This is a genomic window from Pseudomonas sp. DW-iso17, assembly GCF_058725345.1.
This window is the reverse complement of record NZ_JBZXEA010000011.1, coordinates 474,623-490,658: the sequence shown is the minus strand read 5'-3', so window position 1 is coordinate 490,658 and position 16,036 is coordinate 474,623. Positions and strand designations below refer to the sequence as shown.

Annotated in this window: 13 protein-coding genes; 3 read left to right on the top strand and 10 right to left on the bottom strand. The window is 62.3% G+C overall.

Features of this window, described 5'->3' with window-relative positions; translation table 11 throughout:
• Positions 1–10: 10 nt before the first annotated feature.
• The 10 genes from AC4PS6_RS10180 to tssA all read right to left on the bottom strand — a co-directional run bounded on the left by AC4PS6_RS10180 (position 11) and on the right by tssA (position 12,391).
• Positions 11–445: a DcrB-related protein gene (locus tag AC4PS6_RS10180; RefSeq protein ID WP_014720504.1), complete on the bottom strand. Its 435-nt coding sequence runs from the start codon at positions 443–445 to the stop codon at positions 11–13.
• 15 nt (positions 446–460) lie between these two features.
• Complete coding sequence (locus AC4PS6_RS10175) at positions 461–2,407, bottom strand: type VI secretion system Vgr family protein (RefSeq protein ID WP_014720503.1); 1,947 nt, start codon at positions 2,405–2,407, stop codon at positions 461–463.
• 156 nt (positions 2,408–2,563) lie between these two features.
• Positions 2,564–5,224, bottom strand: a complete 2,661-nt coding sequence (tssH, locus tag AC4PS6_RS10170; protein WP_336827102.1) for a type VI secretion system ATPase TssH — start codon at positions 5,222–5,224, stop codon at positions 2,564–2,566.
• Positions 5,217–6,260, bottom strand: a complete 1,044-nt coding sequence (gene tssG / locus AC4PS6_RS10165; protein ID WP_020302841.1) for a type VI secretion system baseplate subunit TssG — start codon at positions 6,258–6,260, stop codon at positions 5,217–5,219. The genes tssH and tssG overlap by 8 nt, the downstream gene beginning before the upstream one ends.
• A complete protein-coding gene (tssF, locus tag AC4PS6_RS10160) occupies positions 6,224–8,083 on the bottom strand; it encodes a type VI secretion system baseplate subunit TssF (RefSeq protein WP_336827101.1) in 1,860 nt (619 codons plus the stop codon). Before tssF ends, tssG begins: the two co-directional genes overlap by 37 nt.
• Positions 8,080–8,595 (bottom strand): type VI secretion system baseplate subunit TssE, encoded by a 516-nt coding sequence (tssE, locus tag AC4PS6_RS10155; RefSeq protein WP_003195563.1) that lies wholly within the window; start codon positions 8,593–8,595, stop codon positions 8,080–8,082. Before tssE ends, tssF begins: the two co-directional genes overlap by 4 nt.
• A gap of 72 nt (positions 8,596–8,667) precedes the next feature.
• Positions 8,668–9,156, bottom strand: coding sequence for an Hcp family type VI secretion system effector (locus AC4PS6_RS10150; protein ID WP_003195562.1), 489 nt, complete (start codon positions 9,154–9,156; stop codon positions 8,668–8,670).
• A gap of 155 nt (positions 9,157–9,311) precedes the next feature.
• Positions 9,312–10,808 (bottom strand): type VI secretion system contractile sheath large subunit, encoded by a 1,497-nt coding sequence (gene tssC / locus AC4PS6_RS10145; protein WP_003195559.1) that lies wholly within the window; start codon positions 10,806–10,808, stop codon positions 9,312–9,314.
• Between the two features lie 2 nt (positions 10,809–10,810).
• The gene (tssB, locus tag AC4PS6_RS10140; RefSeq protein ID WP_003195557.1) at positions 10,811–11,317 is read right to left on the bottom strand and encodes a type VI secretion system contractile sheath small subunit; all 507 of its coding nucleotides are present in this window, start codon (positions 11,315–11,317) and stop codon (positions 10,811–10,813) included.
• A 54-nt stretch (positions 11,318–11,371) separates the two neighbouring features.
• The gene (gene tssA, locus AC4PS6_RS10135; RefSeq protein ID WP_003195555.1) at positions 11,372–12,391 is read right to left on the bottom strand and encodes a type VI secretion system protein TssA; all 1,020 of its coding nucleotides are present in this window, start codon (positions 12,389–12,391) and stop codon (positions 11,372–11,374) included.
• Between the two features lie 393 nt (positions 12,392–12,784).
• Here tssA and tagH point away from each other — a divergent pair, with 393 nt between their 5' ends.
• Genes tagH through tssK form a run of 3 tightly spaced genes read left to right on the top strand, consistent with a single transcriptional unit; the run spans position 12,785 to position 16,033 of the window.
• The gene (tagH, locus tag AC4PS6_RS10130; protein WP_014720498.1) at positions 12,785–14,113 is read left to right on the top strand and encodes a type VI secretion system-associated FHA domain protein TagH; all 1,329 of its coding nucleotides are present in this window, start codon (positions 12,785–12,787) and stop codon (positions 14,111–14,113) included.
• Between the two features lie 57 nt (positions 14,114–14,170).
• Positions 14,171–14,680, top strand: coding sequence for a type VI secretion system lipoprotein TssJ (gene tssJ / locus AC4PS6_RS10125; protein ID WP_336827100.1), 510 nt, complete (start codon positions 14,171–14,173; stop codon positions 14,678–14,680).
• An 18-nt stretch (positions 14,681–14,698) separates the two neighbouring features.
• A complete protein-coding gene (gene tssK, locus AC4PS6_RS10120) occupies positions 14,699–16,033 on the top strand; it encodes a type VI secretion system baseplate subunit TssK (protein WP_019818126.1) in 1,335 nt (444 codons plus the stop codon).
• The last annotated feature ends 3 nt before the right edge of the window (positions 16,034–16,036 follow it).

The following is a 16,036-nucleotide window of genomic DNA, read 5'->3' as shown; positions in this document are numbered from 1 at the left end:
CAGACTCGACTCAGGGCGTGGCGAGGAAGTGGAGTGTGTTTTTCAGCGTTGCCCAGTGTGCCGCTTCGGCAGGGCCCAGGGGCTGGGTCTTGACGTAGCTCAGGGCAATCAGATTGCGGGTGCCAGGTATCTGCATCGCCAGCTGATACTGGTAAATGTTGTCGCTGCCTTTGTTGAAGTGGTTCTGCACTTCAAACGCATCGATGTCCTGCGCTGGGCCGACCTTGACCGCTTGTGCAGGGCTATAGCGCAGATCTTTGACCTGCTGCTCGAGTTTTTTCAGCTGGCCTTCAAAATTGCTTTGCAGGCTTTCGCCGTCCGCCAACGGGCTGCGGCTCACCACCAGGGTGGTGCCCAGCTTGGCGAACTTGAGGATATTGATGGAGGTGTCCTGTACCTCGGCGTCGGGAAGGGTGAATTGGGCTTCGTTGATCAGGTAGTTCATGGTGACAAAATCTCGTTATTGACCAGCACCGGGCTTACCGGGGAATTTTGACTCGACGGCGGACTTGATCGTGCTTTGCACGCCCTGGGCACCCGGCGAAGTGCCTTTGTCGCTGCCCAGGTTGATGTCCAGCTTGCCCTTCGTCTGGATCTTGCTGCTGCCGGTGGAAAACAGGTTGAACGAGCCACAGGTCAGGTTGATGTCGCCGCCAGCCTTGAGCTCAATCACGCTGTCGCCGCACACCAGGCGAAGACTCTCGCCGGCCTCGATGGTGTAACTCGTGGCGGCGCTGTCGGACTTGGCACCGCCCACGATCACCGTGTCGTTATTGCGCACAACCCGCAGGCGGTTACTGCCAATGGTCACCGTCTCGTTATGCCCAATATTCTTGTTGCGGTCATGCCCCACCGAGTGGCTTTCATCCACCTCTACCACGATGTCCTGGTTACGCTCGGCATGGATATACAACTGCTCCAAGCCCTTCTTGTCCTCCATGCGGATTTCATTGAAGTTGGCCGGCGTGCCGCCTTTGCTGGAGCGACTTTTCATGCCGCTCTGGGTGGCGTTCTCCGGCAAGTCGTAGGGCACCGTCTGCTCAGCGTTGTACACCCGCCCGGTGATGATCGGTCGGTCGGGGTCGCCTTCGAGGAAGCTGACGATCACCTCTTGGCCGATGCGCGGAATCTGCATCGAGCCCCAGTTCTTGCCGGCCCAGGATTGCGACACACGAATCCAGCACGAGCTGTTCTCGTTGGATTGGTCATGGCGGTCCCAGTAGAAATGCACCTTCACGCGGCCGTACTGGTCGGTCCAGATTTCCTCGCCCTTGGGGCCTACCACCAAGGCGGTCTGCGGGCCTTTGACGATGGGGCGGTGAGTATTGGCCAGCGGGCGGAAACTCTGTTGGGCGTCGATGCAGGTCAGGCTGCTTTCAAACTGCGCCGAGCCTGAACCGCCACCGCTTTCCAGGCTTTCTTGCACGATGAAGTAGCGGCAACCGACGATCAGGTACTCGCGGTTCTGGTCCTGGCGACTGAAACCGGTGAGGCTGAACAGATGGCCCGAGCCCAGCCCGCGCGCATTGCCGCTGAACTCAATCTGTTCATGCAGGGTTTGCAGGGCCTCGATGCGGGTGCGCGCATAGTGTTCGCCGTCGGCGCTTTGCACGTAGGTACCGGGGTAGTCGTACAGCGGGTAGTCGCCGGCGGTGTGCGGGCGCGGCATGGCCGAGCGCACGTCGATGCTCGCGCTGGGGCGCTGGAAGTCGTAGTCGTTCAGCTCCAGCGAGCCCGGCTGCACCTCCTGCGCCAGGTGCCAATTGTGCATATGGTCGCGTTCGCGCTGCTGCTCGTCCTTGGGGTAGTAGGGGATCGACGCGTAGCCGGGCACGCTGGTGTGGGCGCCATAGGCGTCGGCCAGCACCAGCACATGGCGGTCCTGTTCATGGCGGAAGAAGTAGTAGATGCCTTCCTGTTCCATCAGTCGGCTGACGAAATCGAAGCTGGTCTCGCGGTACTGCACGCAGTACTCCCACTCGCGATACGGCCGGCTGAGGGCGTCTTCAAAGTCGGAAAAACCCAGGTCACGGAACACCTGCTTGATGATCTGCGGGATGCTCAGGTTCTGGAAAATCCGGCAGTCGGAGGTGCGGCTGAGCAACCACAGCCAAGGGCGCAGGGTGACTTGGTAACTGGCGAACTGGCCTTTGTCGATGTTCTGGCTGCACCGCGCAACGATCCCGTGGAAATGCCGCTCGCCGCCGTCCGCCAGTTGCAGGCCGACGCTCATCGGTTTACCCAGCAATTGGTTCAGGTCGATGTTGGCGTCCAGGGACGTCAGTTGCAGCTCATAGTTGAACAGCCGGCCCAACTCTTCACCGCCGCCCATTTCGTTGAGCAGCAGCACATCCGGCCCGAGGGGGCTGTTGATCTTGGCCAGGCGTGAGGCTTGGTTGAATAGCATCGGTAGTCCCGTAAATACCGTCATCACTGACGGAACCGGATCAACTGTGGGAGCTGGCTTGCCTGCGATAGCGGTGGATCAGTCAACATCAATGCTGAATGTCAGACCGCTATCGCAGGCAAGCCAGCTCCCACACTGACCGTATTCCAACAATAGTTATTCGGTGTCGCTGAAGTCGTAGTGCAGTTCATTATCCCGACTACTGATCCGCACCCCCGCCAGTGCCTTGCCTTCCAACATGCGCGTGAGGAACTCGCGGCTCATGTCCGGCAGCAGGCTGTTGGTCAGGATGGTGTCGATCATGCGCCCGCCGCTTTCGGTCTCGGTGCAGCGCGAGACGATCAGGTCGACCACTGCGTCGTCATACTCGAACGCGACTTTGTGGGTGTTCTCCACACGCTTCTTGATGCGGTTCAGTTGCAGGCGCGTGATCGCTTTGAGCATCTCATCGCTCAGCGGGTAGTACGGGATGGTCACCAGGCGGCCGAGCAAGGCCGGCGGGAAAATCTCCAGCAGAGGCTGGCGCAGGGCCTTGGCGATTTCCTCGGGCTCGGGGATGTTCGCCGGGTCCTTGCAGACGTGGGAGATCAGCTCGGTACCGGCGTTGGTGGTCAGCAGGATCAGGGTGTTTTTGAAGTCGATCACCCGGCCTTCGCCGTCTTCCATCACGCCCTTGTCGAACACCTGGAAGAAAATCTCGTGCACGTCCGGGTGAGCTTTCTCCACCTCATCGAGCAGCACCACGCTGTAGGGTTTGCGCCGTACCGCTTCGGTCAGCACACCGCCTTCGCCGTAGCCGATATAGCCCGGTGGCGCGCCCTTGAGGGTGGACACGGTGTGGGCTTCCTGGAACTCGCTCATGTTGATGGTGATGACGTTCTGCTCACCGCCATACATGGCTTCGGCCAGGGCCAGGGCGGTTTCGGTCTTGCCCACACCCGAGGTGCCGGCCAGCATGAACACGCCAATCGGCTTGCTCGGGTTGTCGAGGCCGGCGCGGGAGGTCTGGATGCGCTTGGCGATCATCTGCAGGGCATGGTCCTGGCCGATGATGCGTTTCTTCAGGTGCTGGTCGAGGTTGAGCACAGTTTCCAGCTCATTGCGCGCCATGCGGCCCACCGGGATGCCGGTCCAGTCGGCGACCACCGAGGCCACGGCCTGGTAATCCACGGTCGGCAGGATCAACGGGGCTTCGCCTTGCAGGGCGGTGAGGCGCTGTTGCAGGTCGACCAATTGCGCACGCAACGCATCGTTGCCGCTGTCCACCACACCGGCTTTTTCGCGCAGGGTTGCGCGGGTGGCGAGCAATTCATCTACCAAGGCTTTTTCTTCAGCCCAGCGGCTTTCCAGCGTGGCCAGACGCTCACGCTCGGCGGTCAGCAGCGCTTCGCTATTGGTTTGACGCGTACCAATGGCAATGCCGATCGCATGCTCACGGGCGATGATTTGCAACTCGGTTTCCAGGGCCTCGATACGCCGACGGCTGTCGTCCACTTCTGCTGGTACCGCGTGCAAGCTGATAGCGACGCGGGCGCAGGCGGTGTCCAGCAGGCTTACGGACTTGTCCGGCAACTGGCGCGCCGGAATATAGCGGTGGGAGAGCTTCACTGAGGCTTCAAGAGCTTCGTCGAGGATCTGCACCTGATGGTGTTTTTCCATGGTGGAAGCCACGCCGCGCATCATCAGCAGGGCCTTGTCTTCCGACGGTTCGGCAACCTGCACCACTTGGAAGCGGCGGGTCAGGGCCGGGTCTTTCTCGATGTGCTTTTTGTACTCGGCCCAGGTGGTGGCAGCCACGGTACGCAAGGTGCCACGGGCCAGGGCAGGCTTGAGCAGGTTGGCTGCGTCACCGGTGCCGGCAGCGCCACCGGCACCCACCAGGGTATGGGCTTCGTCGATAAACAGGATGATCGGCTTGGGCGAGGCCTGCACGTCTTCGATGACCTGGCGCAGGCGCTGTTCGAACTCGCCTTTCATGCTGGCGCCGGCTTGCAACAGGCCCACGTCGAGGCTGCGCAGCTCCACGTCCTTGAGCGCAGGCGGCACGTCACCGGCGACGATACGCAGGGCGAAACCTTCGACCACGGCGGTCTTGCCCACCCCGGCTTCACCGGTAAGGATCGGGTTGTTCTGGCGCCGACGCATGAGGATGTCCACCAGTTGTCGGATCTCCTCGTCACGGCCCACGATTGGGTCGAGCTTGCCGCTGCGGGCCTGTTCGGTCAGGTCCACAGTGAAACGCTTGAGCGCTTCCTGCTTGCCCATCGCGCTGGGCGCCATGGCACCGCTGGCCTCGCCTGGCACACCGGCATTGAAACCGTCGCTGGCGCTCAAGGCATTTTCCGGCGAGTCACCGACGTATTCGTCAAAGCGCTCGCTCAAGGCCTCGGCCTTGATCTTGTCGAACTCGCCGGACAGGCCCAGCAGCGCATGGCGCAGGCTCGGTGTCTTCAAGATGCCCAGCACCAGATAACCGGTGCGCACCTGGCTTTCGCCAAACATCAGGCTGCCATACACCCAGCCGCGTTCTACGGCCTCTTCCACATGGGAGGACAGGTCGGTGATCGACGTGGAGCCGCGCGGCAGGCGGTCCAGGGCTTCGGTGAGGTCGCGGGCCAGGCGCGCCGGCTCCACGTTGAACTGGCGGATGATGCGGTGCAGGTCGGAGTCCTGCAGTTGCAACAACTGGTGAAACCAGTGGGCCAGTTCCACATACGGATTGCCCCGTAATTTGCAGAACACGGTGGCGGCTTCGATGGCTTTGTAGGCCACGCTGTTGAGTTTGCCGAACAGTGCGGCGCGACTGATTTCACCCATGCTCTGGATTCCTTGAGGTGGTGGCGTGGTCGGCGTAATGCCGGGCCAGGATTAGGTCGTTGGCGTCATGCGCAGGTTGGCCGAGCCAGGTGTTGAAGCCCAGGCGGAACTGGCCGTTGAGTTGCAGCGCCGGTACTTCGGGTTGTTGCAAAACCAGGTTCAAGTCCCAGTCCAATTCATGGCCCAGGTACTCGGCCACCCACGCCACCAGCTCGTTGAACGGCTGTTGGCCGGGCAGCATGCCCATGTAGTCATCCAGCGTGAGCGGGCCCAGGCGGATGCGGAATTTGTGCTGGCGGTCCCACACGTGGCTGCCCAGGCAGAAGTCCACGCCCAACTGGTTGGCGTTGACCCCCACGCGGCTGCGCTCGGGCAGTTCCAGCCATTGGCCGACGTATTCCTCGATCTCTACCGGCAGGCCGAAGTACTCGCCCAGGATCGCTTTCAAGCCATCCGGGTAACGGGTTTGCGCCGACAGATGGCCGCTGTAATGCAGCTTCGCGGTATCGGGGATCAGCCCTTGATTGAGCAGGCTCGGCATCCCGCGGCCACTCAGGGCGGCGAGGCGGGCGGACCAGTAGTCATCGTCCGGGCGGTCATGGCTGACCGTTGGCCGCGCCTCGGCCCAGGCCCGATAGAACAGGGTCAACAAGCGATGGTGGAACACATCCAGGAACTGCTTGCTGGTGCTGTCGGCGTTGTTGCGTTGGCGCTCGCGCACGTACTCGGTGATGTGCAGCGGCAGCGGCCCGTTGGGGCCGCCGAGGCCGAAGAAGAACTGCTCCAACCGCGCCGGCTTGCCGTCGCCACCGGGGTCGACCGAGGCGAGGGTGGCGGGTGCGAAGGTGCAATCGGCCTGCTGCCCCAGGCGCAGCGGATCATCGGCCAGGCGCAGGGAATGGCCCAGGCGTGGCAGCTCGGGCGTTTCGCACTCGATGCGCCGCAATGCCTGGAAGAAGTCATATTCCCAGGGCTCCTGGTGCATCGCGTCCAGGGTTCTCACAGGGTCGGACGCCGTCCGGGCTTGGCTTTCCATCGCATGATCTCGCCGCGTTCGGTGGTACGGATCACCGTCTCGGTAAAGCTGTTGATCGACACGTAGCGTGCCAGGAAGCGCTCCAGCACTGCACCGAGCAGGAACACGCCGGTGCCGCGAAACGCGTTTTCATCGAACTCCAGGGTGATTTCCAGGCCGCGGCCAAACACAATCGGGCCAGGCATCGGCAGGCGTCGGGTCACCGCCTTGCTGCTGACTTCGCGCAGGCCTTCGATCTGCAATTGCAGGGCGGCGTCATTGCTGTCGCCGTACAGGCGCAGCAATTCGCGCAAGGCGCCGGCGCCCTGGCCCTGTTCGCTCAAGGAGAGGTAGTTGAGCGACAACTGGCTGATCAGGCGCCAGGCCTTGGCGTCATGTGCGTGGCTGGCACGCGGGCGGCTTGGCCCGGCGACGCATCGCACGGCCAGTACCGGCGCGCTGTCGGCCAGGGTGAAGTCGGTCTTGCCGTTGCCCACGCTCATGAACAGCGGCAGGTCCCGGTTGGTGCACAGCGCCGTCACGCCAAGTTGGCGCAGGTCATGGCGATACGGCGCCTGGCGGCTGTCCACCAGGCTGACGAAGGTTTCACTGCCCACATAAGTGGAGCGTGGGCCATTGCGGCGTTGGTCGCTGGACAGCACCCGTGGCTCGCGGCGCACGCTGTAATACGCCTGGTCGCGGCCATAGCGCGACGGATCGCGCACTGCGTAGAACGGCAAGAACGGCTGCTCCGGTCCGGTGCCATGGCCGGTAATGCCGCTCAAGGAGTGAATCTCGAAATCCATCGGCCGCGTACGGTCGGCGATCACATGGTGTTCATTGACCCGGTCGGACAAGTGGATGCGGTCCACGCGCTTGGGGAACAGGTTGATGGCGGGCGTGCAGAACGGCAAGAACTGCGCCGCGCCGACACTGCCTTCCAGGCTCGGTTCGTGGCGGTCGAACAACACGATCAGTTCCAGCTCCTGGCCGTCACACCGCTTGACCGCGCGTCTCAACTCGGCGAACTCAACGAACAGGAAGCGATGGGGCAGGGCGAAGTACTCCTGCAACAGGCGATAGCCCTGGAACGCCCGTGCCACCACCGGCATGGCCGCATCGGCATCACCGAACCCCCGCGAGCGCAACGCGCCCTGGGGCAGGCGCTCGACCCAATCGCCACCGGGCTGACGCGCAAACACCGCGCAGGCATTGCCCAGCAGTTGTTCGTAGAGGCGAAACGGTTGTTCATCAGCGCCGCTCAGGTACAGCGGCAAGGTATCCAGGTCGAGGCTGTTGAACGGCAGCTCGGCACCGGTGCGCAGGGTCAGGCGCAGGCCCGCCTTGGCTTTCGGTTCGCTGGCGGCCAGGCGTCCGAGCACGGCGGCGGGGTTGCCGAAATATTCGGCGTTGCTGACCTGCAACGGCCACAGCGTCACCGGGTGCGCGGTGCGGTACTCGCAGCAGGTCTGGGTTTCACGGCCCAGGGCGGCACGCAGCACCGTGTCCCGGGGCAGCGGGAAACCGCCGGCCAGGGAGCCTTCATCGGGGTCGGTCTGCAATTGCACTACGGTCATCGACGGCGTCGGTGCCAGGTAGTGCGGGTAGGCGATTTCCAGCAAGTTGTGGGTGAAGGTCGGGTACTCGGCGTCGAGCTTGAGCTGCACGCGGGCGGTGAGATAGGCGAAGCCTTCAAGCAAACGTTCGACGTACGGGTCGGCGCAGTCCATGCCGGACAGGGTCAGCCGACTGGCGATCTTCGGGTATTCCTTGGCGAACTCGGCGGCGCTTTCGCGCACGTGGTGCAGTTCCTGGTTGTACAGCTCCAGCAGGCGCGGATTCATGGGCGTCTCCGCTGGTCGGCATTGAGCACGCGCACATGGCCGGACTCCAGGTCCACGTCGGTCTGCAACAGCAAACGCAACGGCACCGGCTGTGCCCACAGGTCGCCTTCAATCTCGAAACTCAGGGCGTTGTGATTCATCTCGCCATGGCCCATGCGCGCCTTGACCCGCAATGTGTGGCGCAAAATACGCGGCTCGAAAGTGGCGATGGCCTGGTAAATCAAGGCTTCTAGGGCTTTGATATCGACGCTCGACGCGCTGTTGCCCGCCAGTGCTGGCAGGCCGTAATTGACCACCGAAGTGCCGGCCGGGGTGTGCAGCGTGGCATCGGTATCGAGTAACGAGGTGGTGTTAAGCAACCACGCCAGGTCACGCAGCACCGAGGCCTTCAATTGGGTCAGGGACAGCACGCGTTTGTCGGCGCTTTCCTTGGGGTTGGTCGGGTCGTCGTCGGTCAACCGGTCCAGCAGGGACGGTTGCAGACGGTCGCGGGAAGCGATTTCAGTTACCACCAAAGCAGCTCCACGGACGGGTTGCGAGAGGGACACAATGGCCGTGGCACCGGGCCACGGCCACAAGGGCTATCAGCGTTTGGTGTTGGAGCGGATGTTCCAGCCAAACTTGATGGCGCCGCCGTCTTTGGTGCCGTCGGCTTTCTGCGGCTGGTAGTCGACCATCACTTGGGCGAAGTTCAGGGTGACGTTTTCGGTCAGGCGATCATCGCTGCCCGAACCGCCGGTGCTCAAGGAGGTGACCAGCACTTCTTCCAGGTTGATCACCATGTACTCGACCTGGCTCTCGCCACCGGCCTTGCGCACGGTCAGCTTGACCTTGTCGATGTGCTTGCCGCTGGCGCAGTGCATCATCAGGTTGGGCGAAGCCTTGTCGACGTACTTGGTCAGCGACAGGTCCTGGATATTCACCTTGCCCGCGCCACCGCCACCGCCGACGTGCATGTTGCCGGACTGGGACATGCCCCAGCTCCAGTTCAACACATCGATTTCGTCCTTGTGGGCCTTGTCCATGGACTCGCCCTTGATGTCGCCGATCTTGATGAAAATATCAACAGCCATGTTTTCTCCCTGTGTGGCCCATGCCACTTGATTGGGTGATCGTTCCCACGCTCTGCGTGGTAACGCATCCTGTGACGCTACGCGTCACCGGGACGCAGAGCGTCCCGGGCGGCATTCCCACGCGGAGCGTGGGAACGAGCTAGCTCAATCGTTACTTATGCGCTTTTTGCCGAAGGCAGTTTCGATACCAGGCGCAACGACACCGTCAGCCCTTCAAGCTGATAGTGCGGGCGCAGGTAGAACTTGGAGTTGTAATACCCCGGGTTGCCTTCGACTTCTTCCACGATCACTTCGGCCGCCGCCAACGGGTGCTGGGCCTTGGTGGTTTCGGTGGAGTGCGCCGGGTCGCCGTCGACGTAGTTGAGGATCCAGTCCTGCAACCAGCGCTGCATTTCGTCCTTCTCTTTGAAGGAGCCGACCTTGTCGCGCACGATGCATTTCAAGTAGTGGGCGAAACGGCAGGTGGCGAACAGGTACGGCAGGCGTGCGGCCAGGTTGGCGTTGGCGGTGGCGTCCGGGTCGTCGTATTCGGCAGGCTTTTGCAGCGACTGGGCGCCAATGAACGCGGCGAAGTCGGTGTTTTTCTTGTGCAGCAGCGGCATGAAACCGTTCTTCGCCAGTTCCGCTTCACGGCGGTCACTGATGGCGATTTCGGTCGGGCACTTCATGTCCACGCCACCGTCATCGGTAGGGAACGTGTGGGCCGGCAGGTTTTCCACTTCACCACCAGACTCGATACCGCGGATGCGCGAGCACCAGCCGTAGTGCTTGAACGAACGGTTGATGTTCACTGCCATGGCGTAGGCGGCGTTGGCCCAGGTGTACTTGGAGCTGTCGGCGCCGTCGGTGTTTTCTTCGAAGGCGAAGGCTTCTACCGGGTCGGTCTTGGCGCCGTACGGCAGGCGTGCCAGGAAGCGCGGCATGGTCAGGCCGATGTAGCGCGAATCTTCCGATTCACGCAGCGAGCGCCAGCCGGCGTATTCCGGGGTGGTGAAGATCTTGGTCAGGTCGCGTGGGTTCGACAGTTCCTGCCACGAACCCATGCCCATCACGGTCGGCGAGGCCGCAGCGATGAAAGGCGAGTGCATGGCGGCGCAGACTTTTGACAGCTCGCCCAGCAGTTCCACGTCGGGCGGCGACTGGTCGAAGTAGTAGTCACCCACCAGGCAGCCGTAAGGTTCGCCACCGAACTGGCCGTATTCTTCTTCGTACATCTTCTTGAAGATCGGGCTCTGGTCCCACGCGGTGCCCTTGAATTTCTTCAGGGTCTTGTGCAGGTCTGGCTTGGAGATGTTGAGCACGCGAATCTTCAGTTGCTCATCGCTCTCGGTGTTATTGACCAGGTAATGCAGGCCACGCCAGGCGCTTTCCAGTTGTTGGAAATCCTGGTGGTGGATGATCTGGTTGACCTGGGCGGTGAGCTTGGCGTCGATGGCGGCGATGATCGATTCGATCGACTTGATCGCGTCGTTGGACACCAGGTCGGTTTGCGCCAGGGCCTGTTCAGCCAGGGTGCGCACCGCGGTTTCAACGGCTTCGCGGGCACGCTCGGTCTTGGGTTTGAATTCTTGCAGCAGCAGGTTCGCGAACTCGCTGGCTTCTTCGGTGGTACCCAGGATCTGGCTGCCTTCGCGGGCGGTATTGTCCGTCATGATTACTGCTCCCCTGCAGGCTTGGGCGCGCTGGCAAGTGCCTGAAGCAATGCCGGGTCCTTGATCGCCTTCATGATGATTTCTTCAGCGCCAGTCTTGCCGTCCATGTAGGTCAGCAGGTTGGCCAATTGGGTGCGGGCTTCGAGCAGCTGATTCAGGGAGTCGACCTTGCGGGCCACGGCGGCCGGGCTGAAGTCGTCCATGCTTTCGAAGGTGATGTCCAGGCTCAGGTTGCCTTCGCCTGTCAGCTCATTGGGTACGTGGAACGCGACGCGTGGCTGCATGGCCTTGAGGCGTGAGTCGAAGTTGTCGACGTCCACCTCAAGGAACTTGCGGTCGGCCACGGGTGCCAGCGGCTCGGCAGGCTTGCCGGCGAGGTCGGCCATCACGCCCATCACGAAGGGCAGCTGGACCTTTTTCTCGGCGCCGTAAAGCTCGACGTCGTACTCGATCTGCACTCGAGGCGCACGGTTGCGCGCGATGAATTTCTGAGAACTTTGCTTCGCCACGTTGCTGCTCCTGGTCGCTTGAGCGACGGTGTTGTTACTGCACGGTCCGGCGGCTTACTCGCTTTCGGGGCCGCGCAGGTTTTCAAATTGGGACATGCCATCGGGAATCAGATTGCGCACGATGGCCGCAAAGTCGGCATGTACCAGATTCTTGGCTCGGTTCAACAGCACCGGCAGCGGGCTCGAAGGCTCGTGGCGGGTGTAGTACGCGAGGATTTTGTCGAGGCTGCGCAGCACATCGTCGCGGGTGGCGATGTCGCCAGAAGGGCGAGGAGCTGCGGGCGCGGCGGCGTTATCGACCGAGGGGGCATTGTCTTCACTGACGGCCTCGGGATCGCTGCTGCTGTCGGTGCCTGGCACCGCTTGGTTGAGTAGTTGCAGGGCCTGTTTGAGCGGCTGCTTCAAGGCGCTGAGGTCCACGCCCTGGGCGGAACCGACTTGGTCATTGACCTGTTGCTCAATGGCCTCGCACGCCGCACGCGCCGCGCTCAAGGCGTCACGGGTGGCTTGCAGTTGTTCGGGGTCGCTGTCCAGGAACGCGGCGTTGAGTTGCTGGTTGCCCAACTGCTCATCGGCAAAACTCTGCAGGCCGCTGGCGTTGAGCGCTGCGCGCAGGGTCACGGGCCCGAAGGTGCGCGAGCGCGTCAGGATGCTTTCGCGCAGCAGACGAATATTGGTCTCGCAGGTCAGGCCGGTAAGGGCATTGATGCGCACGGTGGGGTCGTTGTCATCGTCGGCATCCAGGCGCGGGTGCAGCTCGGCCCAGTATTGGCGCAGCAAGGCGTCGATCAGCGTGAGGACTTCGGCCAGCCCGGCCACACCCTGGAGGGCGAGGGTGCTTTGCAGCAGAAAGTGGGTGATGCGCAGGTCTTTGCTGCGCTGCAACAGGTCGAGGCTTTGCTGCTGGATGCTGCGCCACTCGGGCGGCTCAGCGGGCAGGATCGAGTCGCCCATGCTGCGTTCGGGTTGGCCCTTGGCATCACGTTCCAATTGCAGAAATTGCGCGTCATATTCCATGTCCTCGCCACAGGGCGACGTCGCGGAAACGGCGGTGAGCAGCAACGGCACATCCACTGAATTCGATCTCCTTATCGGCCCGCTGGATGGCGGGCAACGCATGCATTAGTTGCGTAATGAACTTTGCATGTTTTCTTGGTCATATACTCAGCGTGCCACTACTGCGCCATCACTGATGTTCAAGAAGTTGTGCATTTTTGGTGTAGTACTTATGGCTTGTCAAGGTAAGCTATTCGCCCTCTGTGACAGATGTGCGGTGTTTAACAACCTGCGCGACTGGCGAGTCGAAAGGCGCGCCCAGAGCGGATTTTTGTCATGGAAGCCAGTTAAGATCAGCGATCATGCTGGTAAAAGCAGATTTTGGCGGTCGTTTGTACGACAGGACGGGACTCTCCAGGGCGGTGCTGCCTCCTGGGTAGACTGCGCGCGATGTATCAGCAAGGAGGCAAGATGTCGCTGTGTTTGACTATCACTAGTTATCACAAGATCACACCTGGGCAATGCCCCGAAAAGTCCATGGATCAGGGCGTGATGGCTATTGGCCGCAGTTCTGACAATGACTGGGTATTGCCCGACCCTGAGCGTCTCGTCTCTTCGCAACATTGCGTTATTCAATACAAAGATGGCCGTTATTATTTGACCGATAACAGCACCAATGGTGTGGAGTTGGTCAAGGCGGGTATTCGTATGCGTCGGGGTAACAGCGAGCCGTTGCAAGACGGTGAATTGATCCGCATCGGCGATTACGAAATCCAGGCGCGTATCGACTTCAACGTGCAGGCCATCGACAGCCAGCCATTTGCCGGTGACTCACCCAATAGCTTTGAAGCGCTGATGGGCGCCGTGGCGAGCCAACCTGCGCCCACGCCGATGATCGCGCCGCAGTTCCAGGGCGCCTCGGCCATGGAAACCCTGCCAGACCTGTTCGACTTCCTCAGCCCCACCGCCGTGCCGCCGCCCACCGTGGCGGACCATGTGCCGTCCGAGCAACACGATTTTCGCCCCCCGGCCCCAGTGGCCGTACCGGCGCCCGAAAAGCCATTGGTGCAAGGCTCGGTGATTCCCGAAGACTGGGACCTGTTCGGCGACGCGCCCGCGCCCGTGGTCAATGCTGCGCCCGCCCCAGACCCGATCATCCCGCCGCCACCTGTGGTCGAGCCTGTTGCGCTCCCCGTGGCCAATGCCGAGCCACAACCGGACCTCCTGCAAGCCTTTCTGCGCGGTGCGGGCCTGGACCAGTTGCGCCTGGACAAAGCCGACGCTTGCGCGCAGATGGAAAGCATCGGCCGCAGCTACCGGCTGATGGTCGAGGGCCTGATCGACGTACTGCGCGCCCGTGCCAGCCTCAAGGGCGAGTTTCGCATGCAGCAGACGATGATCCGCCCCGCCGAAAACAACCCGTTGAAATTCGCCCCGAATGCCGATGAAGCGTTACTGCTGTTGCTGCGTCATGGCAACCAGGCGTTTATGGCGCCGGACCTCGCCGTACGTGACAGTTTCGACGACCTGCGCGCCCACCAGTTGGCCGTGATGGCTGGCGTAGAAGCGGCGATCAAACACCTGCTCACGCGCTTTGAACCGGCGCAATTGGAGGAGCGCATGGGCAAACCCGGCGGCCTCTCGAGTCTGTTCAACGGTTCGCGCCAGGCCCAGTACTGGCAGCAGTTCACCGAGCTCTACAGCAACATTTCCCGCGAGGCCCAGGACGATTTCCAGGACCTGTTCGGTCGCGAATTCAGCCGGGCCTACGAAGAACACAGTGCACGACAGCGACGCTGAAAACGCCTCGCACTAATGGATAAAACGGATAGCTAAATACGTCATTGAGGACGCAGGATGATTCCCAGGTTTTTACTCGCAGCCGCCACCGCGCTGCTGCTGACGGCGTGTGCCAACGACACTGCCAAACCCCAGGCGGCTGCCGAGGCCGAAGCTGACACGGCCGCCGTTGAGCTGCATTTTCATGCGATTGCCGGGCTTAACCCCGGTGCCAACGGCCAGGCCGCGCCGGTGCGGGTGCGCATTTTCGAATTGAAAAACGCCGCGACCTTTGCACGCTCCGATTACTTCGCCCTGGCGGACCGTGCGCAATCGACCCTCGGCCTCGACCTGCTGGACCAGGACGAAGTGATGGTGCAGCCCGGCCAACAACTGAGCCTGCAGCGCGATCTCGACCCGTCCACGCGCCAGATCGGCTTGCTGGTGGGCTACCGCGAGTTGGACCGTGCGCAATGGCGCACGGTCATCAACGTGCCGCCGCGCCAATACAGCGAATACCAGATCAGCCTCGACGTGCATGCCGTGCGCGCCGACGTCGTGGCTTCCCCATCCAGCCCAGCCCAATAACAAGCAATCGGAGCCCCCATGTCCTGGAACAATCGCGTGGTCTGGTCGGAAGGCATGTTCATCGGAACGCAGCACTTCCAGCAGCATGACCGTTACCTGGAAAACCTGATCGATGCCCGCAGCCGTCCGTTGTCAGCGGGTGCCTGGGGGTTCTCCGAACTGCTGATCGACCAGGGCCTGCTGGCCCAGGGCAAGCTGGCGATTGTGTCGGCCCGCGGCCTGCTGCCCGATGGCACGCCGTTCAATATTCCCCAGGACGACCTGGCGCCGAGCCCGTTGAACATCGACGACAACCTGCGCGACGGCCTGGTGTACCTGGCCCTGCCGCTCAAGCGCGCCGGCGCCCGTGACACGGTGGACGAGGGTGAAGCCCTGGAAGCGGCGCGCTACGTGAGCCAGGTGCGTGAAGTGCGCGACGACAACGCCCCGTTCGAAAACCGTGCACCGGTGGCGGTGGGCTCGCGGGCATTGCGCCTGCTGACGGCGCAGGACGGCATCAGCGACTACGCCGCCATCGGCCTGGTACGCATCAAGGAAAAGCGTGCCGACCGTGCGTTGGTGCTCGATGACACTTACATCCCGCCCGTGCTGGACGTGGCCGCAAGCAAGCCGCTGACGGCCTTTCGCAGCGAACTGCTGGGCCTGTTGCACCAGCGTGGCGAAGCCCTGGCCGGCCGCGTGGTGGCCTCGGGTGCCGGGGGGGCCTCTGAGATCGCCGACTTCATGCTGTTGCAACTGGTCAACCGCGCCCAGCCGCTGATCCAGCACTTCAGCCAGTTGAGCCCGTTGCACCCGGAGCGCTTCTTCAGCGAACTGGTCAGCCTGGCCGGTGAGTTTTCCACCTTCTCAACCTCCAGCCGCCGTCCACACGAATACCCGCAGTACCAGCACGACGACCTGGCCCTGAGCTTCATGCCGGTGATGGCGGCCCTGCGTGAAGCGCTGTCGATGCTCATCGACAGCAAGGCCACGCCGATCCCCATTGTGGAGAAAGCCTACGGCATCCATGTGGCGATGTTGGCCGACAAGACCCTGCTCGACAACGCCAGTTTCATCCTCGTGGTACGCGCCGATGTGCCCGGCGAAACCCTGCGTGCGCGTTTCGGCCAGCAGAGCAAGGTCGGCTCGGTGGAGCACATCCGCGACATGGTCAACCTGCAACTTCCGGGCATCGGCCTGCTGCCGTTGCCGGTGGCGCCACGCCAGTTGCCTTACCACGCTGGCAGCACCTACTACGAGCTGGACCGTGGCAGCGAGCACTGGCAGCAGCTGAATAATTCCGGCGGTTTCGCCTTCCATATCGCCGGGCAGTTCCCGGGCTTGAACCTGGCCTTCTGGGCGATCCGAGGATAATTG